Raw genomic sequence first — 25,324 nt, forward strand, 5'->3', positions numbered from 1 at the left:
CGATCGGCGCTCTACTGGGTCGGCTGTCCGGCAACCTCCGCCTCGACCTCCTGGGGATCGAGATCGTAGCGCCGGGAGCAGAACTCGCAGGTGATGACGATGCGTCCGTCATCGGCCACCATGTCGTGGCGCTCCTGCGGGGAGAACGAGCGGATCATGCCCATCACGCGCTCACGCGAGCAGCGGCAGGTCTCCCGGACCGGCTGGCGGTCGAACACCCGCACCCCGCGCTGGTGAAACAGCCTGTAGAGCAGCCGCTCGCTGGAGACATGCGGATCGACGAGTTCGTGATCCTCGATCGTGGCGACCAGCGAGCGGGCCTCGACCCAGGCATCGTCCTCCGGTGCCTCGCCCGAGAGATGCCTGTGCCCCTCCGGGATGTCGCCCGGCGGCAGATCGGCGAGGCGCGCCCGGTCCACCGACTGAGGCAGGAACTGCACGAGGAGCCCGCCGGCCCGCCAGCGTCCGGCCCCCTCCTCCACGGCCTCGGCCACGGCGAGGCGCACCTGTGTGGGGATCTGTTCCGACTGCCGGAAGTACTGATACGCGGCCTCCTCCAGGCTCTGGCCCTCAAGGGCCACGACGCCCTGGTAGCGGCTGGCGGCCGTGCCCTGGTCGATGGTCATGGCCAGATGGCCGGTGCCGATCAGGTCGGAATCCGCGAGCGGGCCGGTGCCGAGGGCGGCCACGCGTGCCGGGTCGAACCGCGCGGTGGCGCGCAGCCGGTCCGGGGCCTCGAAATCGACCACGATCATCGCGACCGGACCGTCGGTCTTGGTCTGGAGCTGGAACCGGCCCTCGAACTTGAGGGAGGAGCCGAGCAGCACCGTCAGCGCCGCCGCCTCGCCGAGGAGGCGTGCCACCGGGTCCGGATAGCCGTGGCGGCGCAGGATCGTATCCACGGCGGGACCGAGCCGCACGACGCGTCCGCGCACGTCCAGCGCCTCGACGGCGAAGGGCAGCACGGCATCGTCCGCCCCTGCCTGGCCGTTGCCGGCATTCTCGGGCTGCGACGGGGAATGAGACGGGGAATGCGACTGGGTTCCTGAGGTCATGCCCTCTCCGATCGATGCGTCCGGCATGTCGTGCCGGCGAGGCGTGGATCCGTCCTCCCGGCGGACCGGGCGGCGTGAGGCGATGACCTTGGCGGAGCGATCGGATCCCTCACCCCGACCGGCCCGGAGTCGGAGCCGCCGCGCTGCGCGCGCCGTCCGTCGCCGGGATGCCGCCTGACGGCAGCCATGATGGGGAGGCGGACGGCACCGGCCGACCGCTCACGCCCATATGGTGCACCGACCCCGCCAGCGCGAGGCCGGTGACATCGACCGGATCAGAGCCCGTTCGCGCCCAGGCACCAGGCTAGGATGCCCTTCTGCGCGTGCAGGCGATTCTCGGCCTCGTCGAACACCACGGAGCGCGGGCCGTCCATCACGTCGGCCGTCACCTCCTCGCCGCGATGGGCCGGGAGACAGTGCATGAAGATCGCGTCCGGATTCGCCGCCGCCATCAGCTTGGCGTTGACCTGATAGGGGCTGAGCAGGTTGTGCCGGTGGGCCTCGTCGTCGTCGCCCATCGACACCCAGCAATCGGTGACCACGGCATCGACGCCCTCCACCGCCGCGAAGGCGTCGGTGGTGACGTGGATGTCGGCGCCCTCCTGCTGCGCCCAGGCGAGGAGCGCGGGGGGCGGGGCCAGCTCGGGCGGGCTCGCGATGTTGAGCGTGAAGTCGAACCGCGCGGCCGCATGGACCCAGCTCGCCAGCACATTGTTGGCATCGCCGGACCAGGCCACTTTGCGGCCCTTGATCGGCCCGCAATGCTCCTCGAAGGTCAGCACGTCGGCCATGATCTGGCAGGGATGCGAGACCTTGGTCAGGGCGTTGATCACCGGGACGGTGGCGTACTCGGCCAGTTCCAGCATCTGACCGTGGTCGAGGATGCGGATCATGATCGCGTCGACGAAGCGGGACAGCACCTGCGCGGTGTCGCCGATGGTCTCGCCGCGCCCGAGCTGCATCTCCGAGCCGGTGAGCATCAGGGTCTCGCCGCCGAGTTCGCGCATGGCGACGTCGAAGGACACGCGGGTGCGGGTCGAGGGCCGGTCGAACACCATCGCCAGGGTCTTGCCCGTGAGGGGGCGCTCCGCGGCCAGTTCGCCCTTCCGACGGCGCCCCTTGATGGCGGCGCTGGCATCGAGGACCCGGCGCAGCTCTGCTCCGGAAAAGTCCTTCAGATCGAGGAAATGACGAGGGCCGGCACCGTTCAGGTGCCTGGCCGGGGCCTGTGCCCGGCCGTCAATCTGGGCTTTCATCGCGTCACAATAACTAGAGTCTGCTCAACGATCACCTGATCATGAACCGCACTCTACCTCCTGGCAGGGGCATCTCCGTCAGGCGCGGCGGGATCGACCGCGCCCGGAAATGCTTCGGGCCGCCCCCCGGCATCCGGAGGGCGGTGTTCTGAAACTCTCGGATCGGTCCTACTCGGCCGCGCCGCGCACGGCCTCGAAGCTGGACGCCGCCGCGTCCAGGCGCCGGACCGCCTCGTCGATCTCGGTCTCGCCGATGGTCAGCGGCGGCAGCAGGCGGACGATGTTGTCGCCCGCCGGGATCACCAGCAGGTGCGCGTCCCGCGCGGCGGCGGCGAAATCCGTGTTCGGCACGCCGAGCTTGAGGCCGAGCATCAGCCCCTCGCCGCGGATCTCCTCGATGACGTGCGGATGGCGATCGCGCAAAGCCGCGAGCTTCTGCTTGAGCAGCAGGCCGGAGCGGGCGACGCGATCGAGGAAGCCCTCCTCCAGCACGACGTCCAGCACGGCGTTGCCCACCGCCATGGCGAGGGGGTTGCCGCCGAAGGTGGTGCCGTGCGTGCCGGCGGTCATGCCGCGGGCCGCCTCGCGGGTGGCGAGGCAGGCGCCGAGGGGAAAGCCGCCGCCGATGCCCTTGGCCGCGCTCATGATGTCCGGCGTGATGCCGGACCATTCATGGGCGAACAGCCGGCCGGTGCGGCCGACGCCGGTCTGGACCTCGTCCATGATCAGAAGCAGGCCCTTCGCGTCGCAGATCTCGCGCAGCCGGCGCAGGTCCGCGTGGGGAATCACCCGCACGCCGCCCTCGCCCTGGATCGGCTCGATCATCAGTGCCGCCGTCTCCGGCCCGATCACCGCCTCCAGCGCCGCCCAGTCGCCGGCCGGGACCTGATCGAACCCCTCGACCTTCGGCCCGAACCCCTCGATGTACTTCTGCTGTCCGCCGGCCGCGAGCGTCGCCAGGGTCCGCCCGTGGAAGGCGCCCGCGAAGGTGACGATCCGGTACCGCTCCGGATGGCCGTCGGCCGCGTGGTACTTGCGGGCGATCTTGATCGCCGCCTCGTTGGCTTCCGCGCCCGAGTTGCAGAAGAACACCACGTCCGCGAAGGTCGCATCGACGAGCCGCTGCCCGAGGCGTTCGCCGCCGGGGATCTGGAACAGGTTCGAGGTGTGCCAGATCTTGCCCGCCTGCTCGGTGAGCGCGCCGACGAGATGCGGATGGGCGTGGCCGAGGCCGTTCACCGCGATGCCGGCGCCGAAATCGAGGTATCGCTCGCCGCCCTCCGTCACGAGCCAGGCGCCCTCGCCGCGCTCGAAGGCGAGCGGCGCGCGGACGTAGGTCGGCAGAAGGGCTGACGTCACGGGTCCCATCTCCGTTTCATGCAGGATCCGGGAGCCAGCGTTGAGCCGGCTCCAAATGAAAGTGCCGCCTCAGTCCTGGGCGGCACGCGCGCGATTACTATGAAAGAGCCGGCTCCTGTCAACGTTTCAATGTCAGGTGGGCCCGCCGGGCAGGCCTGCACGGAGCACGGACAGAGCTGATCTCTGGGACAAATCCGCGGCTTTGCCGTGCGCCGTCGGCGAATCGCGAGCCCGCGAAACGGAGGCTGGACGGCCGCCGCCGCGGCCGGTCATCGAGGCCGCGATCCGAGCCTTCGCGGCGCGCGGCCCTTGCGCCGCGGGGCGCGGCCGTGCTCCTGCTCCCGCGGATTCGCAGGAACCAGGGAGAACCCGATGAGCTCGATCAAGGAACGCCTGGAGGCGCTGGGCCTGACCCTGCCCAAGGCGGCCGCGCCCGTCGCCAACTACGTGCCGTTCGTGCGCACCGGCAATCTCGTGGTGATCTCCGGCCAGGTCTGCTTCGGCGCTCACGGCGCCATCGCGGCCGAGCACAAGGGCAAGGTCGGCGGCGGGGTCTCGGCGGAGGCCGGCAAGGCGGCCGCCCGCCTGTGCGCCCTCAACGTCCTCGCCCAGCTCGAGGCCGCGGTCGGCGACCTCGACCACGCGGTGGTGCAATGCGTGCGGCTCGGCGGCTTCATCAACGCGGCGCCGGGCTTCTCGGCGGTGGCCGGGGTGATGAACGGCGCCTCCGACCTGATGGTCGAGCTGCTCGGCGACCGCGGGCGCCACGCCCGCTCCACCGTCGGCGTCGCGGAACTGCCCCTCGACGCCGCCGTCGAGGTCGAGGCGATGTTCGAGGTCCGCTGACGGTGGGCGCCCCCGACTGGCTCACCGCGCGGCCGATCGCCCATCGCGGCCTGCACGACCGGGCGGCGGGCCGGCCGGAGAACACGCTGGCGGCGGCCCGGGCGGCGGTCGCGGGCGGCTTCGCTATCGAGTGCGACGTCCAGTTGAGTGCCGACGGCGAGGCGATGGTGTTCCACGACGCCGCCCTCGGCCGCCTCACGACGGCGCGCGAGGCGGTGGACGAACGGTCGGCCGCCGAACTCGGGACGCTCAAAGTCGCCGGGTCCGCGGAGACGATCCCGACGCTGCCGGCCTTCCTGGCGGCGGTGGCCGGGGTCGTGCCGGTGGTGATCGAGGTGAAGTCCCGCTACGACGGCGACCTGCGGCTTGCGAACCGCACCGCCGAGGTCGCCGCGGCCTATGCCGGGCCGGTGGCGCTGAAATCCTTCGACCCACAGGTGGTCGCGGCCCTGCGCGATCTCTGCCCTGCCACGATCCCGCGGGGCATCGTGGCGGAGACCACGCAGGACGATCCCGCCTACGCGGCGCTGACGCCCTCGCTCCGCCGGTCGCTCTCCGACCTGCTGCACTTCGCCGAGACCCGGCCCGACTTCCTGTCCTGGCGGGTGGACGACCTGCCCTGCGCGCCGACCTATCTCTGCCGGCTGCTCGGACGGGTCCCCGTGATGACCTGGACGGTCCGGACCGAGGAGCAGCGCTCCCGGGCCGCCGCACACGCGGACCAGATGGTGTTCGAGGGATTCGTCCCGTAAATTTTCCTAAGACCCGTCCGATTCGTCACGACGAAGACCGCCATGACCGTTTCGAGTGAATCGCGCGCACGGTTCGTGCGGCACTGCGGCGCCCTCGCCCTCGCCGCGACCCTGCTCTCCCCGGCGCCCGCCGCGGCGGCCGACCCGTGCGAGGGCACGACCCAGGCGGATCTCAACGCCTGCGCGGGTGCCGATTACCGGACCGCCGATACGGCGTTGAACGCCGTCTATGGGCAGTTGATGAAGAAGGTCGGTCCGAAGACGAAGGACGCCCTGCGGGGCGCCCAGAAGGCCTGGCTGTCGTACCGGGACGCGACCTGCTTCCTCGAGACCATGGGTTTCGACGGGGGCTCGGCCTACGCGATGGAATACAACGGCTGCCTGAAGGGCCTGACCGACGCGCGGACCAAGATCCTGAAGGGATATCTCGACTGCAAGCCGGAGGACGTGTCCTGCGTGGGCCGGCTCGGGGAGTGAGCGCGGGCCGCGACGGCGGCGTCCCGTTCGGGTCTCAGGCCCGTTTCCGCGCCGTCGCGCACGCCGTCGAGCAAGCCGTCGAGGAAGCGCGCGACGGCGGGTCCGGCGCGCGCAGCGGGTGACGGCGGCGGCCATCTGACAAGGCAGCCATGGCTGCCGTGCGCATCCGCCCGCTTGCTCCCTGCGGGGCACAGGCTAGATTCCGGCCCATGAAGCAAGCACCCGGGCCGACGCCGGAGACCGCCGCACTCACCGTGCGGGCGCTTCCCGGATTGAAGGAGATCGGCGCCGCGGATTGGGATGCCTGCGCCTTCTCGGCCGAGACGCTGGCGGCGGGCGACGAGACCCACAATCCCTTCCTGTCGCACGCCTTCCTGTCGGCGCTGGAGGATTCGGGCTGCGTCTCCCGCAGGACCGGCTGGCTGCCGCTCCACATCTCGGTCGAGCGCGACGGCGAGCGCCTCGGCGTGGCGCCCTGCTACCTGAAATCCCACAGCCAGGGCGAGTACGTGTTCGATCACGGCTGGGCCGACGCCTATGAGCGGGCCGGCGGCGCCTACTACCCGAAGCTGCAAGTCAGCGTGCCGTTCACGCCGGTGACCGGCCCCCGCTTCCTGATCGCGCCGGGCGCCGATCCCGACGAGGCCACCGCCGGCCTCGTCGCGGGCCTGCGGGCGCTGCGGAGCGAGACCAAGGCCTCCTCGATCCACGTCACCTTCATGCGCGAGGCCGAGTGGGAGCGGGCCGGCGCCGCCGGCTTCCTGCAGCGCACCGACCAGCAGTTCCACTGGCAGAACGACGGCTACGCCACCTTCGACGACTTCCTGGCCGCCCTCGCCTCGCGCAAGCGCAAGACCATCCGCAAGGAGCGCCGCGACGCCCTCGCGCCCGGGATCACCGTGGAGCACCTCACCGGCGCGGACATCACCGAGGCCCATTGGGACGCGTTCTACGCCTTCTACATGGACACGGGCTCCCGGAAATGGGGACGGCCCTACCTCAACCGCCGCTTCTTCTCGCTCCTGTCCGAGCGCATGGCCGACCGGGTGCTCCTCGTGATGGCCAAGCGCGCGGGCACCTACATCGCCGGGGCCATCAACCTCATCGGCGACACGGCGCTCTACGGGCGCAACTGGGGCTGCATCGAGGACCACCCCTTCCTGCATTTCGAGATCTGCTACTATCAGGCGATCGACTTCGCGATTGCCCGAGGCCTGAAGCGGGTCGAGGCGGGCGCCCAGGGCGAGCACAAGCTCGCCCGCGGCTACCGGCCGGTCCTGATGCATTCGGCCCACGACATCGCCGACCCGGCCCTGCGCCGCGCGGTGGCCGATTACTTGCAGCGGGAGCGCGCCCACGTCGCCGAGGCGGTGGACGTCCTCGACACGTTGACGCCGTTCCGGCGCACGGACGAGGGCGGTGCCTGCGACGGCGCTGCGCCTTCCGAAACCTCGCCCTCCAAGACGTCAGCCCCCGAGAGTCCGTAAGACATGAGCCCGATCGACCGCATCCAGACCTATGCCGACGAGCTGACGGCCCTGCGCCGCGACCTGCACGCCCATCCGGAGCTCGGCTTCGAGGAGGTGCGCACCGCCGGCATCGTCGCCGACCTCCTCGAGACCTTCGGCTGCGAGGTGCATCGCGGCGTTGGCGGCACCGGCGTGGTGGGACTGCTCAAGGGCCGCACCGACAACGGCCGCCGGATCGGCCTGCGCGCCGACATGGACGCCCTGCCCATCGAGGAGGAGACCAACCTCCCCTATCGCTCGACCTATGCCGGCAAGATGCACGCCTGCGGCCATGACGGCCACACCACGATGCTGCTGGGCGCGGCGCGCTACCTCGCCGAGACCCGCGACTTCGACGGCACCGCGGTGTTCGTGTTCCAACCGGCCGAGGAGGGCCGCGGCGGCGCCCGGGCCATGCTGAAGGACGGGCTGTTCGAGCGCTTCCCCTGCGACGAGATCTACGGCCTGCACAACCAGCCGGGCGGCGGCCACGGCATGATCAAGCTGCGGCCGGGGCCGATCATGGCGGCGGCGGACTTCTTCGACATCCACATCCGCGGCAAGGGCATCCACGCGGCCCAGCCGCACCGGGGCGTCGATCCGATCATCATCGCCACCGGCCTCGCCCAGGCCTTGCAGTCGATCGTGTCGCGCAACGCCGATCCGCTGAAATCCATCGTGCTGTCGATCACCCGGATCGAGGCGGGCTCCGCCTACAACGTCATCCCGGAGACGGCCCATCTCGCCGGCACGATCCGCACCTTCGACAAGGAGATCCGGGCCCTCGCCGGCGCCCGCATGCGCGAGCTGGCGGCGGGCTTCGGCGCGGCCTACGGCGCCGAGGTCACGGTCGACCTGCAGGACGTGTTCTCCGTGTTGGAGAACGCCCCCGAGCAGGCGGCCGCCGCCACGGAGGTCGCCACCGAGCTGCTGGGCGCCGACATGGTCGAGGCGAATGTCGTGCCGAAGATGGGCAGCGAGGACTTCGCCGACATGACCATGGCGGTGCCCGGCGCCTATGTCTGGCTCGGCGCCAATCCGGGTCCCGGCCTGCACAATGCCGGCTACAACTTCGACGACTCGATCATCCCGATCGGCAGCGCCTTCCTCGCCCGGATGGTGGAGCGGCGCACCGCCGCCTGACGCCCGGCGGCCCCCGCCGTCCGGAGCTGTCCGGATGGCGGGCGATGATGGGTCTGGGCGCAGGCGACCGTCGACAGACCGACCGATCGGTGCGATTCTTGACGCAACCAGCCCGCGAACCAACACGGGCCGTGATGGGAGGGCGCCATGTCACCGGAGATACGGGAATCCCGCGCGGCGCTGATCCTGCTCGCCGCCTCGGTGGGAGCGGTTCTGATTTTCGGCGCGTTCACGCTGCTCACGCAACTCGGGTGACGTGCTGCCGGGATTGCAACTTGGGCGGGTCGTTAGGCGAGCGCAACGAAGTGGACCCGCTGCCGGAAAAAGAGAATCGTGATGGAGGCTCAGTCGCGTACCGGGATAGATGCCTCGCTATGGGTTGAGTTAACTGCTCATTAATTCTATCAAAGGTTGTATGTCTCCGGCGAATGCGTGCATGCGGCACGCCGGAATCGGAGATCGCCCATGATTGCCGACGCGATCCAAGATCCCCGTCCTCGGCCCGTCGATCTCGCGGCCGCGCTGAACGCGTCCGGGATCATCGGTGCGTGGTCCTGGTCGCCGCGGGACGAGCGGTGCATCCTCGATGCCGGCGCCGCCGACGTTCTGGCCGGGGATTCCGGGCTCGCCGGGCGTCCGCTCCCGCTCTCGGTCGCCAAGGCCTGCGTTCATCCCGAGGACCGGCCGGCCGTGGTGCGGCAGTTCAAGGCGGTGCGCGCGCGCGGCGGCCTGTTCGTGGCCGAGTACCGGACGCTGTCGCCCTCCGGCCAGGTCCGCCGGATCCTCGATCGCGGTCGCATTCCGGCGGGCGCGTCGAGCCGGCGCCTCGGACACGGCATCATCATCGACGTGACCGATGCGTCGCCGCCCGCGGCTGCGGCGGCGGAGCCCGCGGACGCGCTCACGCAGGCGGTGGATCGGGCCCTCGAATGCCGCGACGCCCTGGAAGGGGTGGCGGATACCGAGCTTCAGCTCCTCGTCGACATGCTGCTGCTGCACCTGGGCCGGCACATCGCCAAGGCTTCCACGACCGGTGCGCGCGGTCGCGGCCACTGAGCCGGGCCGGCCCGGCTCACTGCACCAGAACGGCCTGGCTGCAGAGGGTGCCGTCGACATCGAGATCGGCGTAGCCGAGGCGCAGGCCGAGGCTGCGCAGCACGTTGTCGAGCACGAGGTCGATCGCGGGCGCCACGGCGCCCAGGGTCGTCGTCAGGGCCGACTGGAGCAGCGGAGCCACGCCGATCCCGTTGATGTTCAGCGTGAGGTTGCGCAGCAGGCTGCCGGTCAGCGACTGGGTCAGGTTGCCCGACGCGACCGAGCGCACGGTGTGGTTGGCGATGTCCGCCTCCGAGAAGGTCAGGGTCTGCGCGCCCGTACCCAGTGTCACCAGCGCGCGGCCGGAGACGGTGATCAGCGGCAGGGCGATCAGGGGGGCCGGTTGCGAGAGGTCGGGACCTGTGCTGCCGCCGTTGATCGCCGTGCGCGGCACGCCGGCGATCGCGAGGGTCGCCAGCCCGGTCTGCGCGTCGAGGGTGACCTGACGTCCGCTGGGCCCCGCGCAGGTGAGCGCCCGCAGGGTCGCCTGGGCGGGCGCCACCTCGGCGTAGACCGGCAGGGTGAGGCTCCCGAGTCCGAGGGGTGCCGTGACCGTGGCCTCGATCAGCAGCCGGGTCTGCGCGGTCTGCACGGTGGCGTTCGGGCTGCCCGGGCGGACCCAGCCCGAGCTGCGCTTGCGCTCGCCGATCGCCAGGGTCAGGCGGGTCGCGAGCAGGCCCGGAATGGTCGCCCCGAGATCGACCGCCACCTGGTTCTGGCCGTTCGCCAGCGCGGCCGCGGCACCCAGAAGGTTCAGCACGTTGAGGGAGGGGCCGGCGAAGCCCCGGGGCGGCGCCAGCGCCGCGGCATCGCCCAGCCCGTCCACCTGGCCGATCGCGATGAGGTTGCCGGCATTCGGCAGGGCGTTGAGGATTCCCGAGAGGGCCGAGACGACGCTGCCATTGTCCTGCGCGGCGACCCGGAGCGCCATCAACATCTGCCCGACGCTGGCCTGCGCCTGGACGATGTCGGTGTAGTTCGCCGCCTGCATGTTGAGGCTCGCCCCGAGCGCGTCGAGCACCCGCAGGCCGTCCACGCGGGCGCTCGCCAGGGCGTCGTAGTCGCTGACGCTGAGCGACAGCTTGGCGCCCAGAAGCGCGCCGAGCAGGGCGTTGGCGATGCCGCCCTGGAGTTGCAGGGTGCCGGAACCGATCGTGAAGGCGGCGAACTGCGCGCTCGCCGCGGTGCCCGTGACCCGCAGCGGCACCGCGGCCGGAAGGCCGATCGCCCGGCCGAAGGTCACAGGGACCGAAGTCGAGAGACCGACCCGCACGGCGTTGGCCGGGCTGCCGCCGGCCTTGAACCGGCTGCCGGGCGCGGTTCCCGGCGCGCTGGCGTCGTACCTGCCCGGGCTGACCGTGGCGGTCGCCGTGGCGTAGCCGTTGTCGCCGAGGGAGCGCCGCGCCGCCGTGTCCGCCTGGGCCGGATCGACGGCCGCCAGCATGGCGGCGATATCCACCGCCCCCTGTGCCTTGCGCCGCGCCTGGAAGACCATGCCGAGGTCGATCCCGACCGCGCCCGCTCCCATCAGCATCGCGCTGCCGAGGGCGACCAGGATCGCGACGTTGCCGCCCCGGGCCGCCCGGAAGCGCCGTGTCCGGCCTGCGCGCGGCCCGATCACAGGCCGCCCTTTCGAACGCTGACGGTGCTGCGCAGCACGCTCGGCAGCATCGGCAGCAGGCGGGAAAAGACGTTGATGCCCAGCGTCGTGGCGTCGAGGGTGACGGTGACCGTGTACACCGTGGCGTCGCTGGGATCCGGCCCGACCTGCACGACGATGCTGCCCGGCCGGAACATCGCGCCGGCGTTCAGGCTCTGGTTCACCATTTTCTGGGCGAGGCTGGCGCGCTCGGAATCGGTGACGCCCGCCACGGAGGCGCGTGCCGCCTCCGCGGCGATCTGGCGGAGGTTGTGGGCCGCGCCGAGACAGATCCCGAACACCGCGATCCCGGCGAACAGCAGGAGCAGCATGGGCGCCACGAGGGCGAACTCCACCGCAGAGCTGCCCCGCCGGCAGGTCCACCCCTTCGGCGCGCCACGCCGGCGCAAGCGCCGCAAGTCCATCGCATCGCCCTCCACGGGTCGCGCAGCCCGATGACTGCACGACCTATGGTGGCGCCGATCTTCTAACCAATGGTTGTTTTAATCGTCGATTATACAACCTTTGGGCGAAAACAGCCGCTCCGGTGCGGCGCCGGCAGGGGGGACCGCGCTGCGCCACCGCGTGCGGCGCCGACGCCGTCGCGCCGGGGCGGCCTCAGATGGCCGTCGGCGGCCGCAGCAGACCGATGCCGGCGGGATCGAAGGCGGCGCTCTTGATAATGGCATGAACGTCGCGCCCCGGCACCAGCCCGAGTTCGCGGACGGCAGCGGCGGTGACGCGCGCCACGAGGCGCGCGCCGTTGCAATCGATCTCCACCGCCGTCTCGGCTCCCGCCGGGGCGAGCCCGCAGATCTGGCCCGCCAGCACGTTGCGGGCGCTGAGCCCGCGAGGGCGCTCTGTGGCGACGAGCACGTCGCGGGCGGGAATCCGGACGCGCAGCCGCGTTCCGGGCGGGCGCGACAGCCCCGGCACCAGCAGGCGCCCGGCGGCGCCCGTCAGACGCGTGAGCCCGGTGGCGTCATCGACGGCCTCGACGACCATGTCGAGCAGCGCGCCGGCTTCGGCCTCGTGGATCGGGACGAGATCGGCCCGGCGCAGGATCGTTTCCGCGGGGCCGGCGGCGGCCACGCGCCCGGATTCCAGCACGATCACCGTGGTGGCGAGCCGTGCCACCTCGGACACCGCGTGGCTGACATAGATGATCGGGATGCCGGCTTCGTCGCGCAGGCGCTCGATGTAGGGGAGGATCTCGGCCTTGCGGGCCTCGTCCAGGGCCACGAGGGGCTCGTCCATCAGCAGGAGGCGCGGTCTGGCCAGGAGGGCCCGGCCGATCGCCACCCGCTGGCGCTCACCCCCCGAGAGCCCGGCAGGCCGCCGGTCGAGGAGATGGTCGATCCCGAGCATGCCCGTCACCGCCGCGAAGGCCACCGGGTCGGCACGGTGCCGGGCGAAGATGCGGCCGTAGCCGAGGTTGGTCCGGACGCTGAGATGCGGGAACAGCCGCGCATCCTGGAACACCACGCCGACCTGTCGCCGATGCGGCGGCAGGATCAGTCCCGCCGCGGTATCGACCCATGGGGCCCCCCCGACCGTGATCCGGCCCCGATCCGGGCGGGCGAGGCCGGCGATCAGGTCGATCAACGTGGTCTTCCCCGAGCCCGAGCGCCCGAACAGGGCGGTGAGCCCCGGCCCGGCCTCGAAGGCGGCCTCGAGCGCGAAGGCGCCGCGCCGGATCTGGACGTCGACCTGGATGCTCACGCGGCGGGACTCGGGTAACAGGGGCCGCGGCGCGTTCCGGCGCCGGCCCGGACTCGCCCGCGATGATTACGGTCCATCACCTCGAGAACAGCCGGTCGCAGCGCGTGCTCTGGCTGCTGGAGGAACTCGGCCTGCCCTATCGCGTGACGCGCTATGCCCGCGATCCCCGGACCCTGCGCGCGCCCCCCGAGCTCGTGGCCGTGCACCCGCTCGGCAAGGCGCCGGTGATCACCGACGGCGAGACGGTGGTCGCCGAGACCGGCGCCATCGTCGCCTATCTCACGGAGCTGGCCGGCGCGAGGCTCGTGCCCGAACCGGGGACTGAGGCGCGGCGGCGCTACGTCTACTGGTCGCATTACGCCGAAGGGTCGGCGATGCCGCCGCTGCTGCTGAAGCTGGTCTTCGGTCGGCTGGCGCCGAGCAGCCCTTGGCTGCTGCGGCCCCTCGTGCGCCGGATCGCCGACACGGTGCTGCGGGGCTTCGTCGATCCGGATCTGCGCCGGCATGCGGCCTTCTGGGAGGCGGAGCTCGCGGACCGGCCGTATTTCTGCGGCACCGATTTCTCCGCGGCCGACATCCTGATGAGCTTCCCGCTGGAGGCTTTCGCGGCGCGCGGCACGGGAACGGGCCCGCAGGTCACGGATTGGCTCGCACGCATCCATACCCGCCCGGCCTATCAGAGGGCGCTGCAGCAGGGCGGCCCCTACGCCTATGCCTGAGCGGGTCTCCCCCTTGGCGGCGGCGGCCATTCAGCCCGCCCCCAGCCGTCGACCGGCCCGCGTGGCGAGGACTTCCGAGATCAGAAGGGCCGAGACCGACAGCGCGATCGAGATCAGGGTGAGGCGCAGGGCAGGCCCCTCCCCGCCGGGCACCTGCGTCAGCGTGTAGATCGCCGACGGCAGCGTCTGGGTCTCGCCGGGGATGTTCGACACGAACGTGATGGTCGCGCCGAACTCGCCCATCGCCTTGGCGAAGGCCAGCACGGCCCCCGCGAGGCAGCCGGGCAGGCTGAGCGGCAGCGTGATGGTCAGGAACACCGCGAAGGGATTCGCCCCCAGCGTCCCGGCCGCCTGCTCCAGCCGCCGGTCGACCGCCTCGATCGACAGCCGCATCGCCCGCACCATGAGCGGGAACCCCATCACCGCGCAGGCGAGCGCCGCTCCGGTCCAGCGGAAGGAGAGCACCACGCCGATCTCGGCGAGGGGGGCGCCGAGCAGACCGCGCCGGCCGAAGGCCAGCAGCAGCAGGTAGCCGGTGACCACCGGGGGGAGGATCAGCGGCAGGTGGACCAGCCCGTCGAGCAGGGCGCGGCCGGGAAAGCGGCGCCGCGCCAGCAGCCACGCCACGGCGAGGCCGGGCACGAGGCTCGCAAGCGTCGCCACCGTCGCCACCCGAAGGCTCAGGCCGACGGCGGTCCACTCCTCCGGGGTCAGACCGAACACGGAGCCGGCGCGCCGCTACTGGCTGGCGCCGGGCTGCGCAACCACCGTGAAGCCCTGGCGCTCGAAGAAGCCCCGGGCCTCCGGGCCGCGCAGGTAGCCGAGCAGGGCTCCGGCATCCGGGTTGCGCGAAACCTTGGTCACGGCCGCCGGATAGATGATCGGCGGGTGGCTGTCGGCCGGGAAGGTCGCCAGCACGTGGACGCTCGGGTCCGCGGCGGCGTCGGTGGCATAGACGATGCCGAGGGGCGCCTCGTCCCGCGCGACGAGCAGCAGGGCGGCGCGCACGTTCTCCGCCTGCGCCACCTGCCCCTTCACGGCGTCCCAGGCGCCGAGCTTCTCCAGGGCCGCCTTGCCGTACTTGCCGGCCGGGACGGCGTCGATCGTCGCCATGGCCAGCCGGCCGCCGCCGAGAATCCGCGTCAGCGTGGTGCCGAGGTCCGGCGCCAGGGCGATCTGCGGGTCCGCGGCGCCGTTCTTCGGACCCGGCGCGATCAGCACCAGGGCATTGCGCAGGAAATCGATCCGCGAGCCGGTCTTCAGGAGCCCGGCCCGGTCAACGTAGTCCATCCAGGCGAGGTCGGCCGAGATGAACAGGTCCGCCGGCGCCCCCGCCTCGATCTGCTTGGCGAGGGCGTTCGAGCCCGCATAGGAGACCCGCGCGGTCTTGCCCGACGCCCTGGTCCAGGCGGCCGAAGCGTCGTCGAGGGCGTTCTTGAGGCTGGCGGCCGCGAACACCACGACGGGCTCCTCCGCCCGCGCCGCCCGATCCCCGGGGGTGAGCGCCAGCGTTGCGAGGGCCAGCGTGGCCAGGATCCGTCGGGTCAGGCGCATGGATGGGGTCTCCCCGGTCGCGACCCGCTATATCCAGCGGGGAACGACGGGGATCATAGGGACGCCGCGACCGCCGGCCAAGGCCGGCGGTCGCGCCGGGAAGGACGCCCTCGTCGGATCACCCCAGATTGGCGTCGCGGCGATCCTTGGGCTCGGCCTCGGCGCGGTGCAGGCGGCTCAGCAGAACCAAGAGGTGGCCCGGGAGGGGCCCGTCCGGTGCGGGGCCCCCGAAGATCCGCTCACGCGGTCGGGACTGCACGGCCGTGCCGGTGACGACCACGGGCCCACGGGGGCCGGAACGCCGGGACTTGGTCACGCTGTACGCACCCTGCTCAATCGTGATTCACGTAAAAAGCCGGCAAAAACGCCGCCCGAAGCGGCTGGTTCCACGGCCCCGGTGGATCATGTGATTAACGCGCGACCGTCGTGCCGCATTCCTGGGCAGTAGCGCGCACGAATCGAAAGGCGGGGCTCACCAGGTCCGGATGTCGCGGCCTTCCACCGGCTGACTCTCCGGCGCGCCGCTCATGCCGTCCGCAACCAGCAGCGCCCACAGCGTGGCCGCGGCCGTGGTCACAACCGCGAAGGCGACGCTGATAAGGAGAGGCGATGTCATGGCAGCACGATCGTCTGTCAAAACCGGCGCGCCGCTCCACGAAGTGCGGCGCGCCTGAGTCGAGGGTCTGGCCTTGGGGAAGCCGAGATTGTTTAAGCACGCGCGATGCCCCTGGACACTGATTTAGATCGCTGAGATCACAAGTATTCACCCTTGTGTCTGTCCGGCAACAAAGGGCGGGACCGCGCGTCGGCCGCGCGTCGGCCGCGTCTCCCGGGCCTCCCTGCGCCGGCGGGGACCGTATTTTTTCGCGTTAGCCCCTGGGCTGCGGCGCGCCCCGGCGTTACAGCCCGGCATCATGCTCGAAGGCCTGCCGCCCCACCGCCCGTCTCACGTCCTGCGCCTGCTGACCGATGAACGGTCGGCCCGGGCGATGACCGACCTCCTGGGTGAGATGTTCGATCCCATGGACACGGCCGTCGCCGCCTTCGAGGACGAGGACGGCCGCACGTGGCGCCTCGAAGCCTATTTCGCCGACGCGCCCGACGAGGATTACGTCCGGGACCTGATCCGGCCCGTCATCGGCGATGCGGCGGATGCGGCCGAGTTTCGCACCATCGCGCAGCAGGATTGGGTGCGCGCGTCGCTCGAGGGGCTGAAGCCGGTTCGGGCGGGACGCTTCCTCGTCCACGGCTCGCATGACCGCGACGCCGTGCGGGGCAACGATCTGCCCATCGAGATCGAGGCGGCCCTCGCCTTCGGTACCGGCCACCATGGGACCACCCTGGGCTGTCTGCGCGCGCTGGTCTCGGAGCTGAAGCGCCGGCGCCCGGCCCATGTCCTCGATGTCGGTACGGGAACCGGGATCCTCGCCTTCGCGGCCGCCAAGGCCCTGCGGCAACCCGTTGTGGCCGGCGACCTCGACGCGGAGGCCGTGCGCACGGCCCGCGAGAACGCCCGGGCCAACGGGCTCGGGCCCTATCTCAAGCTCTACGAGGGGCCGGGGGTGCGCCACCGCCTCGCCGACCGGCCGCGCCATTTCGATCTCGTCTTCGCCAACATCCTGGCCCGGCCCCTGCGGCTCCTCGCGCCGACGCTGACGCGCGTGGTCGCCTCCGAGGGCGTTCTGGTCCTGTCCGGCCTGATCGCGCGCGACGTGCCCGGCGTCCTCTCGGCCTACCGCCTCCAGGGCTTCTCCCTCGTCCGCCGTGGCATGATCGAGGGCTGGGTCGCCCTGGTCCTGATGCGCGGCGGCGCCGCCCGCCGCCCACGGCCCTGAGGCGCTGAGGCGCCCCGAACCGGCGGCGCGCCGGCGCGTTGATTGGCCATGAGCCAGACGTCGCTCCATGATCCGCCCGCGGACCCCATCGCCGAGGGCGCCCGCGCCCGGGCCCAGGGCCGTCCCAAGGACGCGTGCCCCTATCCGGCGAATTCGCCCGCACGCGTTGCGTGGTTCGAAGGCTACGACGGCGCGCCCATCGAGCGCATGCCGGACCTGCCGGTCGCGAAGCGCTGATCAGCGCGCGGTGCGGAGCCGGCCCGACGGCGTCGAACCATCCGATGCGGGGGCGGTTTCGGTTGCTGTTTCCGCCCCGTCTGCCCGCGACACGGGAGCGCCGAGCGCCGCCATCAGCACGCGCAGACCGTCCACCCATTCTTCGAGTTCGGCGAGCGAATCGAATCCGTCCCGGCGAACCACCGTGTTGGGTTCGATCGTCACGATGGCGTCGAAGCGGCCATCGGGTCTGTCGCTGATCCGGTAGTAGACGCGGCGTGGCATGTCTGAGGAATAGGCCAAATCCGGCGGCGTGATAAGATTGTTAGCGATCTTTTAGGCGCCGCACCCGGACGCCTCCTCTGAGGACGGGGTGTTGCGGCGTGGGAGCGGCGGGCGCTAGGCTCGCCTCATGACTGAGCCCCGTCCGCCCCAGCCGCGTCAGCGCTTCCAGAGCTTCGACGACCCGAGCCACCGGAAGGGCGCCGAGCGGATCGAGGCCTTGCGGGCCGCTCTCCGCGAGCACGGGATCGACGGTTTCGTCGTGCCCCGGGCGGACGAGCACCAGTCCGAATACGTTCCGGCCGACGCCGAACGGCTGGCTTGGCTCACCGGCTTTACCGGCTCTGCGGGGACGGCCGTGATCCTGATGGAATCCGCCGCGCTGGTCGTCGACGGCCGCTACACCCTGCAGGCGCCCGAACAGGTCGATACCGGTATCCTCACGGTGGTGCCGCTGGCCGAGTCGACGCCGGAAGCCTGGATCGGCGTCAACCTCAAGAGGGATCAGGTTCTGGGCTACGATCCCTGGCTGCATACACCCGACGGTCTCGCACGCCTGGAGCGGGCCGCCACCCGGGCCGGCGGCACGGTGCGGGCCGTGCCGAACCTCGTCGACGCCGTCTGGGCGGGCCGCCCGAGGCCCCCCGCCGGGCCGGTGGTGCTCCATCCGGACGCCCTGTGCGGCGAGGCCTGCACCGACAAAATCGCCCGGATCCGGGCGGCCCTCGCCGAGGGCGGCTGCGATGCGCTGATTATCTCGGATCCGCACAATCTCGCCTGGGCCTTCAACCTGCGCGGCTCCGATGTCGGTCACACGCCCCTGGCCCTCGGCTATGCCATCCTGCCGCGCGAGGGGTTGGCGCGGCTGTTCCTGGTCTCGCCCGAGGTCGATCCGGCGCTGCGCGCGGTGCTGGCCCCGATCGCCGAGATCCTGCCCCGGGCGGAACTGGACGACGGGCTGGGATCCCTCGCCGGCGTGCGTGTCCGCCTCGACGCGGCGACCGGCGCCGTCGCCCTGAAGGAAAAGATCGAGGCTGCCGGCGGCACCGCCGATGTCGGCAAGGATCCGATCACCGGCATGAAGGCGGTCAAGAACGCCGCCGAGATCGCCGGTGCGCGCGCCGCCCATGTCCGCGACGGGGCGAGTGTCGTGCGGTTTCTTGCCTGGCTCGACGGTGCGGCCGCGGCCGGGGGCCTCACCGAGATCGCCGCCGTCGAGGCCCTTGAGGATTTCCGCGCGGCGGGCGGCGATCTGCGCGAGGTCTCGTTCCCGACGATCTCGGGATCCGGGCCGAACGGCGCGATCGTCCATTACCGGGTGAGCCGCGCCACCGACCGGACGGTCCGGACCGGCGAGTTGTTCCTGATCGATTCCGGTGCGCAGTATCCGGACGGCACCACCGACATCACCCGCACAGTCGCGGTGGGCACGCCGAGCGCCGAGATGCGCGACCGTTACACCCGGGTGCTGAAGGGCCACGTCGCGATTGCCCGGGCGGTGTTTCCTGTCGGCACGACCGGCGCTCAGATCGACGCCTTCGCCCGGGCGCCGCTCTGGCAGGCGGGGCTCGACTTCGATCACGGCACCGGCCACGGCGTCGGCGCCTTCCTGTCGGTGCACGAGGGACCGCAGCGGATCGCCAAGACCGGCACGGTGGCGCTGGAGCCCGGCATGATCCTGTCGAACGAGCCGGGCTATTACGCCCGCGGCGCCTACGGAATCCGGATCGAGAACCTCGTGCTGGTCGAGCCCCGCACGATCGCGGGCGGCGAGCGCCCGATGTTGGGCTTCGAGACCCTGACGCTCGCCCCCTATGATCGGCGGCTGATCCAGCCGGACCTGCTCGAACCGGAGGAGCGCGCCTGGATCGATGCCTATCACGCCCGGGTGCGCGAGACCCTGGCGCCCCGGGTCGATGCCGGGACGCGCGACTGGCTGGAGCGTGCGACCGTGCCGCTCGCGGACTGAGCGATCGGCGTGGGATCCCGGGCGCGGCCCGTGGTAAGACCCACCGCCATCGAAACGCCCGCGCTGGCCCGGATACACCGCGCGTGAAACCGCGCCCGCCCTGCGCGCGAAGGGACAGCATGATCCGCCGCCTCGCCATTCTGATCCTGGCCTTCGCCGCGAGCCTCTCGGCCGCCGCAGCCCAAGGGGTCCCGCAGGGCTTCCGCACGCCGGCCGACCTCGTGCGGGCGAGCCTCGTGGCCGAGCCCGCCGCGGTCGCCGGCGCGCAGCCGTTCACGCTGGCGGTGCGGATGCAGATCAAGCCCGGCTGGCACGTCTACTGGCGCAACCCGGGCGATTCCGGACTGCCTCCGGAGGTGACCTGGACCCTGCCGGCCGGCTTCAACGCCAGCGCGATCCGATGGCCGGCGCCGGAGCGCATCCCGATCGCGACCCTCATGAATTACGGCTACGAGGGTGAGGTCACGCTCCTCGTGCCCGTGACGCCGCCGCCGAGCCTCGACCCGGCCAATCCCGTTCAGATCCAGGCGAAGCTGACCTATCTCGTCTGCGAGACCGAGTGCGTCCCCGGTTCGGCCGATCTCGCGCTCACCCTGCCGGTGGGCAAGGCCGAGCCGGACCCGGCCAACGCCGCGCTGTTCGCGCGCGCCCGGGCTGCCCTACCCGCGCCGGCGCTCTGGCCCCTGCGCCTGTCGAGCCAGGGCGACACGCTCCAGCTCGATTTCGCCGCGACCGGCCTGAAACCGGAATCCGTCCGGAACGCCGCCTATTTCCCCTATGCTGAGACGGCGATCGACAACGCCGCCGCGCAGGTGATGACCGTCGACGAGACCGGTCTGCATCTGACCATCGCGCGCAGCAGCCCGACCGATCCTGCGCCCGCGGCCCTGCCCGGCGTCCTGACGATCGACGAGGTCGGCACGGACGGCACCCGCCGCCTCGCCTTCGCGTATGGTGACGAGCCGGTGCTTCCTGCCGTCGCGGCCGCGTCGAGCGCGCCGAATCCGGCCGGAGCCCCGCCGGCCGTCGCCGAGTTCGACGCGCTGACCCTCGCGACCGCCGCGGCCTTCGCCTTTCTGGGCGGCCTGATCCTCAACCTGATGCCCTGCGTCTTCCCGGTGCTGTCCATCAAGGTGCTGAGCCTCGTGCGGCATGCCGGCGAGGGCCCGGCGCGGCTGCGGCTGCACGGCCTCGCCTACACGGCCGGCGTGCTGGCGAGCTTCCTCGGCCTCGCATCCCTGCTGATCGCCCTGAAGGGTGGCGGGGCCGCGATCGGCTGGGGCTTCCAGCTGCAATCGCCCGCCATGGTCGCAGCCCTCGCCTATCTGCTGTTCGCGATGGGCCTGAGCCTGTCCGGGGTGGTCCATGTCGGCGGCCGGCTCGCCGGCCTCGGAGACGGCCTGACCCGGCGTGCCGGCCTGAGCGGCTCGTTCTTCACGGGCGTGCTGGCGACCCTGGTGGCGACCCCCTGCACGGCGCCGTTCATGGGCTCGGCGGTGGGCTTCGCGCTGACGCAGAGTGCCGGTGTCGCGCTCGCCGTCTTCGCGAGCCTCGGCCTCGGCCTCGCCCTGCCCTTCCTGGTGCTGACCCTCTGGCCGCCGGCCCTGCGGGCGCTGCCGCGGCCGGGCGCGTGGATGGAGACCCTCAAGCAGGTCCTGGCCTTCCCGGTCTACGCCACCGTGGCCTGGCTGATCTGGGTACTGGCGCAGCAGGTCGATCCGCGTGGGCTGCTGGCGGCACTGATCGGCCTCGTCCTGGTGGGCTTCGCCGCCTGGGCTTGGGAACACGGCCGCGCCGCCGCGCCCGGGGCGGGCCGGGTCGCGCGGGTCGCTGCGGCGCTCGCGCTGGTCGCCGTGGCGGCCCTCGCCGTGACCCTTCCGCGGGACCGCGCCGCGCCGTCGGCGCAGGCCGCCGCCGACGGGGTCGAGCCCTTCACTCAAGCGCGTCTCGACGCCCTGGTGGACGCGCACCGCCCCGTCTTCGTGGACATGACCGCCGCGTGGTGCATCACCTGCGCGGTGAACGAGGCGACCTCGCTCAACACCAAGGCCGTGCGGGCCGCGATGGCCGAGCGCGGCGTGACCTACATGAAGGGCGACTGGACCAACCAGAATCCCGAGATCACCCGTCTGCTGGAGAAGCACGGGCGCAGCGGCGTGCCGCTCTACCTCCTCTATACCGGAACCGGAGCGCCTCAGGTGCTTCCGCAGATCCTCACCGAGGGGACGGTTCTGGCGGCGCTCGACGCCGTGCCGGTCGCGTCCGGCCGGAGCGCGGCGCTGACCCGCTGAATCTGCGCGAGGCCCGGGGGGCCGCCGGGCCTCGCAGCATCCGCCGGCCTCGAACGTCCCTGGCTCCCTTCGCTGCAAGCGGGCGGGCGGCGCGGCCGACCGGCCTCCGGCCCGGAACCCTTTGTCCCGGAACGCTTCGCGCCCCTCTCAAGCGTCGAGCGAGAACGTCTCGTCGAAGGCGTAGCCCGAGCCGCGGACCGTACGGATCGGGTCGGCTTGGCGCGGGCCGTTCAGTGCCTTGCGCAGCCGCCCGACATGGACGTCGACCGTGCGCTCGTCGATGTAGACGTCGTGTCCCCAGACCCCGTCGAGGAGCTGCTCGCGGGAGAAGACCCGGCCCGGCGCCAGCATCAGGAATTCCAGCAGACGGAACTCTGTGGGGCCGAGATGCAGCTCCTCGCCGCCGCGGCGGACGCGATGGCCGGTGCGGTCGAGTTCGAGGTCGCCCGCCGCCAGCCGGTCCGAGACATGGGCGGGCTTGGCCCGGCGGAGCAGCGCGCGGATCCGGGCGAGCAGTTCCGGGACGGAGAACGGCTTGACGATGTAGTCGTCGGCGCCCGTCCCGAGACCGCGGATCCGGTCGCCCTCCTCGCCCCGGGCGGTGAGCATGATCACGGGCAGCCGCTCGGTCTCCCGGCGCGCCCGGATCCGCCGGCACAGCTCGATGCCCGACAGGCCGGGCAGCATCCAGTCGAGCAGGACGAGATCGGGAATCCGCTCCGCCAGGAGCAGCTCCGCGTCGTCGCCGCGAGCCGCGGAATCCACCAGAAAGCCCTCGGCTTCCAGATTGTAGCGCAGCAGCGTGGTCAGCGCCTCCTCGTCCTCGACGATCAGGACTTGCATGCTCACGTTCGAAGATCCGTTCACGAAGCGGCGCCATACGGCCTGCAGGCGCGCCGACTCTCCTTGGAGCCGGCGGGCAGGCGGAGGGTGCAGGAGGCGCCGCTCAGCCTCAACCCGCACGCTCCGATTCTCCGGCGGCGCCCCACAGGAGCGCGCGCAGGCCGACGCCTGGACCGGGGGCGGCCCGCTTACGGAGCCGGCACCCCGTCCACGGTCGCATAGTTCGACGCATCGTTCTTCGGCCGGTCGCCCGCCAGGGCCTCGCCCGTGGCGAGATAATGGATCGTCTCGGCGATGTTGGTGGTGTGGTCGCCGATCCGCTCGACGTTCTTGGCGCAGAACAGAAGATGCGTGCAGAACGAGATGTTGCGCGGATCCTCCATCATGTAGGTCAGGAGCTCGCGGAACAGCGAATTGTAAAGGGCGTCGATCTCGCCGTCCCGCTCCCAGACATCGTGGGCTGCCTGGACGTCGCGGCTCGCATAGGCGTCGAGAACGTCCTTGAGCTGGCCCTCCGCGAGGTCGCTCATGTGGCGCACGCCGAGAACGATCTTCTGGGCCGGCGCCTGATCGGAGATCGCCACCACCCGCTTGGCGACGTTCTTGGCGAGGTCGCCGATCCGCTCGAGGTCGCCGGAGACGCGGATCGCCGAGATCGTCTCACGCAGATCGATCGCCAGGGGCTGACGCCGGGCGATCAACAGCACGGCGCGCTCCTCGATGTCCCGCTGCAGGGTGTCGAGGCGCTTGTCGGCGACGATCACCGCCTGGGCGAGCGTGTCGTCCCGGCGCACGAGGGCGTCCGTCGCCTCCGCGGTCATCTTCTCGGCCACGCCGCCCATCTCCGAGATCGAGCGACGCAGGTTCTCCAGGTCGGTGTCGTAGGAGGTGACGATATGGCCGGGCATGGCGAATCCTTCGATGGGTCCCGGGGGCGGCGCTCCGGGGAGGCCCTCGGGGACCCGCCGGCCCTCCGCGGATGCGGCGACCGGACGGCCTTCCCCGAGACCGGAGCGTTCAGGCAGACTAGCCGAACCGGCCGGTGATGTAGTCCTGGGTGCGGCGTTCCGTCGGGTTCATGAACATCCGGTTGGTCGGACCGAACTCGATCAGCTGGCCCAGATACATGAAGGCGGTGAACTGCGAGATGCGCGCCGCCTGCTGCATGTTGTGGGTGACGATCACGATGGTGAACTCGTCGCGCAACTGCTCGATCAGCTCCTCGATGCGGCCGGTGGAGATCGGGTCGAGGGCCGAGGTCGGCTCGTCGAACAGGATCACCTCTGGGCGCTGCGCCACCGTGCGGGCGATGCACAGGCGCTGCTGCTGGCCGCCCGACAGGCCCGTGCCCTGCTGCTTGAGCTTGTCCTTCACCTCGTCCCAGAGGGCGGCCTTGCGCAGGGAGGCCTCGATCCGGCCGTCGAGTTCGGATTTCGGCAGCTTCTCGTAGAGGCGCAGGCCGAAGGCGACGTTGTCATAGATCGACATCGGGAACGGCGTCGGCTTCTGGAACACCATGCCGATGCGCGAGCGCAGCTCGTTCAGGTCGATGGAGGGGCTGAGGATGTTCTCGCCGTCCAGGAGGATCTCGCCCTCGGCCCGCTGCTCCGGATAGAGGCTGTAGATCCGGTTGAAGCAGCGCAGCAGGGTGGACTTGCCGCAGCCCGAGGGCCCGATCAGCGCCGTGACCTGCCGGTCGTGAAAGTTGAGGTTGACGTCCTTCAACCCGTGGAAGCTGCCGTAGTAGAAGTTCAGGCGCTTCACGGCGATCCGCACGGGACCGCCCTCGTCGGCGCGGTTGCGGTTCAGCTCGACCGTGGGGATCGCGGAGGCGGCGTTCATCGTCGTGTCCTCGAAGGGTCTCAGCGCGAGGTCTGCGGCTTGATCACAAGGCGGGCAATGATCGACAGCACCAGGATGGTGGCGGTGATCAGAAGCGCGCCGGCCCAGGCGAGGCCCTGCCAGTTCGGGTAGGGCGACAGGGCGAACTGGTAGATCATCACCGGCAGGTTCGCGACGCCGCCCATCAGGTTGGCCGAGAACCAGGAATTGTTGTTGAGCGCGGTGAACAGCAATGGCGCCGTCTCGCCGGCGATGCGCGCCAGGGCCAGGATGATCCCGGTGACGATGCCGGCCGAGGCCGCCCGCCACGTGACGTTGATGATCACCGTCGAGGGCGGCGCCCCGAGCGCCGCGCCGGCCTCCCGCAGGGTTCCGGGGACGAGCCGCAGCATGTCCTCGGTGGTGCGGACGATCACCGGAACGGCGATGATCGCGAGCGCGACGCCGCCGGCCCAGCCCGAATAGGTGCCCATCGGCCGCACCATCAGGGTGTAGACGAACAGGCCGATCAGGATCGACGGCGCCGAGAGCAGGATGTCGTTGAGGAAGCGGATCAGGGCTGCGAGCTTCGAGCCGCGCCCGTACTCGGCCAGGAACGTCCCGGCCATGACGCCGACCGGCGTCGCGATCACGATGCCGATCCCGGTCAGGACGAGGCTGCCCAGAATGGCGTTGGCGATGCCGCCGCCCTCGGATCCGGGGCCCGGCGTCGGGTTGGTGAACAGGGTCGGCGTGAAGCCGCGCACGCCCTGGACGATCAGCATCACCAGGATCGAGCCCAGGACCAGGGCGCCCACCAGAGTCGCCCCGGTGCAGGCAACCCGCAGCGTGCGGTCGGCGATGCGCCGGCCCTGACGGACCCGGCCGGAGCGGCGCCGGGGCGCCGCGGTCATCGTGGGGGAGGCGTCCATCGCGCGTGCT

The 25,324-nt window shown here is 71.4% G+C and carries 26 protein-coding genes; 11 read left to right on the forward strand and 15 right to left on the reverse strand.

What is annotated here, in order from left to right:
• Nucleotides 1-11 precede the first annotated feature (11 nt).
• The 3 genes from P9K36_RS13445 to P9K36_RS13455 all read right to left on the reverse strand — a co-directional run bounded on the left by P9K36_RS13445 (nucleotide 12) and on the right by P9K36_RS13455 (nucleotide 3,670).
• Entirely contained in the window at nucleotides 12-1,055 is a 1,044-nt protein-coding gene (locus P9K36_RS13445; protein ID WP_043355216.1) for an Hsp33 family molecular chaperone, read from the reverse strand.
• Nucleotides 1,056-1,330: 275 nt separating this feature from the next.
• Complete coding sequence (gene argF, locus P9K36_RS13450) at nucleotides 1,331-2,311, reverse strand: ornithine carbamoyltransferase (RefSeq protein ID WP_051045020.1); 981 nt, start codon at nucleotides 2,309-2,311, stop codon at nucleotides 1,331-1,333.
• Nucleotides 2,312-2,479: 168 nt separating this feature from the next.
• Nucleotides 2,480-3,670, reverse strand: coding sequence for an aspartate aminotransferase family protein (locus P9K36_RS13455; RefSeq protein ID WP_043384310.1), 1,191 nt, complete (start codon nucleotides 3,668-3,670; stop codon nucleotides 2,480-2,482).
• A 372-nt stretch (nucleotides 3,671-4,042) separates the two neighbouring features.
• Between P9K36_RS13455 and P9K36_RS13460 the strand changes: the two genes are divergently transcribed.
• The 6 genes from P9K36_RS13460 (at nucleotide 4,043) to P9K36_RS13485 (ending at nucleotide 9,452) form a co-directional block, all read left to right on the forward strand.
• Nucleotides 4,043-4,516: a RidA family protein gene (locus tag P9K36_RS13460; RefSeq protein ID WP_043757554.1), complete on the forward strand. Its 474-nt coding sequence runs from the start codon at nucleotides 4,043-4,045 to the stop codon at nucleotides 4,514-4,516.
• 2 nt (nucleotides 4,517-4,518) lie between these two features.
• A complete protein-coding gene (locus tag P9K36_RS13465) occupies nucleotides 4,519-5,268 on the forward strand; it encodes a glycerophosphodiester phosphodiesterase family protein (protein WP_043757557.1) in 750 nt (249 codons plus the stop codon).
• A gap of 42 nt (nucleotides 5,269-5,310) precedes the next feature.
• Entirely contained in the window at nucleotides 5,311-5,745 is a 435-nt protein-coding gene (locus tag P9K36_RS13470) for a lysozyme inhibitor LprI family protein (protein ID WP_052083616.1), read from the forward strand.
• A gap of 209 nt (nucleotides 5,746-5,954) precedes the next feature.
• A complete protein-coding gene (locus P9K36_RS13475; RefSeq protein WP_043355130.1) occupies nucleotides 5,955-7,232 on the forward strand; it encodes a GNAT family N-acetyltransferase in 1,278 nt (425 codons plus the stop codon).
• Between the two features lie 3 nt (nucleotides 7,233-7,235).
• Nucleotides 7,236-8,396, forward strand: coding sequence for a M20 aminoacylase family protein (locus P9K36_RS13480; RefSeq protein ID WP_043355132.1), 1,161 nt, complete (start codon nucleotides 7,236-7,238; stop codon nucleotides 8,394-8,396).
• Nucleotides 8,397-8,861: 465 nt separating this feature from the next.
• Nucleotides 8,862-9,452, forward strand: coding sequence for a PAS domain-containing protein (locus tag P9K36_RS13485; protein ID WP_043355134.1), 591 nt, complete (start codon nucleotides 8,862-8,864; stop codon nucleotides 9,450-9,452).
• Between the two features lie 16 nt (nucleotides 9,453-9,468).
• Here the strand turns inward: P9K36_RS13485 and P9K36_RS13490 are convergent, their stop codons facing one another.
• The 3 genes from P9K36_RS13490 to modC all read right to left on the reverse strand — a co-directional run bounded on the left by P9K36_RS13490 (nucleotide 9,469) and on the right by modC (nucleotide 12,852).
• Complete coding sequence (locus P9K36_RS13490) at nucleotides 9,469-11,112, reverse strand: TadG family pilus assembly protein (protein ID WP_278307139.1); 1,644 nt, start codon at nucleotides 11,110-11,112, stop codon at nucleotides 9,469-9,471.
• The gene (locus tag P9K36_RS13495; RefSeq protein ID WP_236961402.1) at nucleotides 11,109-11,486 is read right to left on the reverse strand and encodes a TadE/TadG family type IV pilus assembly protein; all 378 of its coding nucleotides are present in this window, start codon (nucleotides 11,484-11,486) and stop codon (nucleotides 11,109-11,111) included. The genes P9K36_RS13490 and P9K36_RS13495 overlap by 4 nt, the downstream gene beginning before the upstream one ends.
• Before the next feature lie 262 nt (nucleotides 11,487-11,748).
• On the reverse strand, nucleotides 11,749-12,852 hold the full coding sequence (gene modC / locus P9K36_RS13500) for a molybdenum ABC transporter ATP-binding protein (RefSeq protein WP_278307140.1): 1,104 nt from the start codon (nucleotides 12,850-12,852) through the stop codon (nucleotides 11,749-11,751).
• A 62-nt stretch (nucleotides 12,853-12,914) separates the two neighbouring features.
• On the opposite strand from modC, the gene P9K36_RS13505 reads away from it, so the two are divergent.
• A complete protein-coding gene (locus P9K36_RS13505; protein ID WP_043384205.1) occupies nucleotides 12,915-13,571 on the forward strand; it encodes a glutathione S-transferase in 657 nt (218 codons plus the stop codon).
• 30 nt (nucleotides 13,572-13,601) lie between these two features.
• Here the strand turns inward: P9K36_RS13505 and modB are convergent, their stop codons facing one another.
• From modB to P9K36_RS13525, 4 genes are all read right to left on the reverse strand, one after another.
• Nucleotides 13,602-14,294 carry a molybdate ABC transporter permease subunit gene (modB, locus tag P9K36_RS13510; protein WP_043345507.1) on the reverse strand — a complete coding sequence of 231 codons (693 nt, stop codon included), beginning with the start codon at nucleotides 14,292-14,294 and terminating at the stop codon, nucleotides 13,602-13,604.
• Nucleotides 14,295-14,309: 15 nt separating this feature from the next.
• Nucleotides 14,310-15,125, reverse strand: coding sequence for a molybdate ABC transporter substrate-binding protein (gene modA / locus P9K36_RS13515; RefSeq protein WP_043757567.1), 816 nt, complete (start codon nucleotides 15,123-15,125; stop codon nucleotides 14,310-14,312).
• A gap of 118 nt (nucleotides 15,126-15,243) precedes the next feature.
• On the reverse strand, nucleotides 15,244-15,441 hold the full coding sequence (locus tag P9K36_RS13520; protein WP_043345513.1) for a hypothetical protein: 198 nt from the start codon (nucleotides 15,439-15,441) through the stop codon (nucleotides 15,244-15,246).
• 156 nt (nucleotides 15,442-15,597) lie between these two features.
• On the reverse strand, nucleotides 15,598-15,741 hold the full coding sequence (locus tag P9K36_RS13525; protein ID WP_167380412.1) for a hypothetical protein: 144 nt from the start codon (nucleotides 15,739-15,741) through the stop codon (nucleotides 15,598-15,600).
• Between the two features lie 298 nt (nucleotides 15,742-16,039).
• Between P9K36_RS13525 and P9K36_RS13530 the strand changes: the two genes are divergently transcribed.
• Nucleotides 16,040-16,960, forward strand: a complete 921-nt coding sequence (locus tag P9K36_RS13530) for a 50S ribosomal protein L11 methyltransferase (protein ID WP_278307141.1) — start codon at nucleotides 16,040-16,042, stop codon at nucleotides 16,958-16,960.
• A 48-nt stretch (nucleotides 16,961-17,008) separates the two neighbouring features.
• On the forward strand, nucleotides 17,009-17,197 hold the full coding sequence (locus P9K36_RS13535; RefSeq protein ID WP_043384211.1) for an Rmf/CrpP family protein: 189 nt from the start codon (nucleotides 17,009-17,011) through the stop codon (nucleotides 17,195-17,197).
• On the opposite strand, the gene P9K36_RS13540 is transcribed toward P9K36_RS13535, so the two are convergent.
• On the reverse strand, nucleotides 17,198-17,461 hold the full coding sequence (locus tag P9K36_RS13540) for a hypothetical protein (protein ID WP_278307142.1): 264 nt from the start codon (nucleotides 17,459-17,461) through the stop codon (nucleotides 17,198-17,200).
• 127 nt (nucleotides 17,462-17,588) lie between these two features.
• Here P9K36_RS13540 and P9K36_RS13545 point away from each other — a divergent pair, with 127 nt between their 5' ends.
• Together P9K36_RS13545 and P9K36_RS13550 are read left to right on the forward strand one after the other, a co-directional pair.
• Nucleotides 17,589-19,427, forward strand: a complete 1,839-nt coding sequence (locus P9K36_RS13545; RefSeq protein ID WP_278307143.1) for an aminopeptidase P family protein — start codon at nucleotides 17,589-17,591, stop codon at nucleotides 19,425-19,427.
• A 119-nt stretch (nucleotides 19,428-19,546) separates the two neighbouring features.
• A complete protein-coding gene (locus P9K36_RS13550; protein WP_278307144.1) occupies nucleotides 19,547-21,718 on the forward strand; it encodes a protein-disulfide reductase DsbD domain-containing protein in 2,172 nt (723 codons plus the stop codon).
• A 147-nt stretch (nucleotides 21,719-21,865) separates the two neighbouring features.
• Here the strand turns inward: P9K36_RS13550 and phoB are convergent, their stop codons facing one another.
• From phoB to pstA, 4 genes are all read right to left on the reverse strand, one after another.
• On the reverse strand, nucleotides 21,866-22,561 hold the full coding sequence (phoB, locus tag P9K36_RS13555) for a phosphate regulon transcriptional regulator PhoB (RefSeq protein WP_043345521.1): 696 nt from the start codon (nucleotides 22,559-22,561) through the stop codon (nucleotides 21,866-21,868).
• A 188-nt stretch (nucleotides 22,562-22,749) separates the two neighbouring features.
• A complete protein-coding gene (phoU, locus tag P9K36_RS13560; RefSeq protein WP_278307145.1) occupies nucleotides 22,750-23,469 on the reverse strand; it encodes a phosphate signaling complex protein PhoU in 720 nt (239 codons plus the stop codon).
• A 118-nt stretch (nucleotides 23,470-23,587) separates the two neighbouring features.
• A complete protein-coding gene (gene pstB, locus P9K36_RS13565) occupies nucleotides 23,588-24,403 on the reverse strand; it encodes a phosphate ABC transporter ATP-binding protein PstB (protein ID WP_043345526.1) in 816 nt (271 codons plus the stop codon).
• Between the two features lie 20 nt (nucleotides 24,404-24,423).
• Complete coding sequence (pstA, locus tag P9K36_RS13570; protein WP_075380270.1) at nucleotides 24,424-25,314, reverse strand: phosphate ABC transporter permease PstA; 891 nt, start codon at nucleotides 25,312-25,314, stop codon at nucleotides 24,424-24,426.
• Nucleotides 25,315-25,324: the final 10 nt, after the last annotated feature.

The organism is Methylobacterium sp. 391_Methyba4 (assembly GCF_029691625.1).
In the GTDB taxonomy this organism is placed as follows: domain Bacteria; phylum Pseudomonadota; class Alphaproteobacteria; order Rhizobiales; family Beijerinckiaceae; genus Methylobacterium; species Methylobacterium fujisawaense.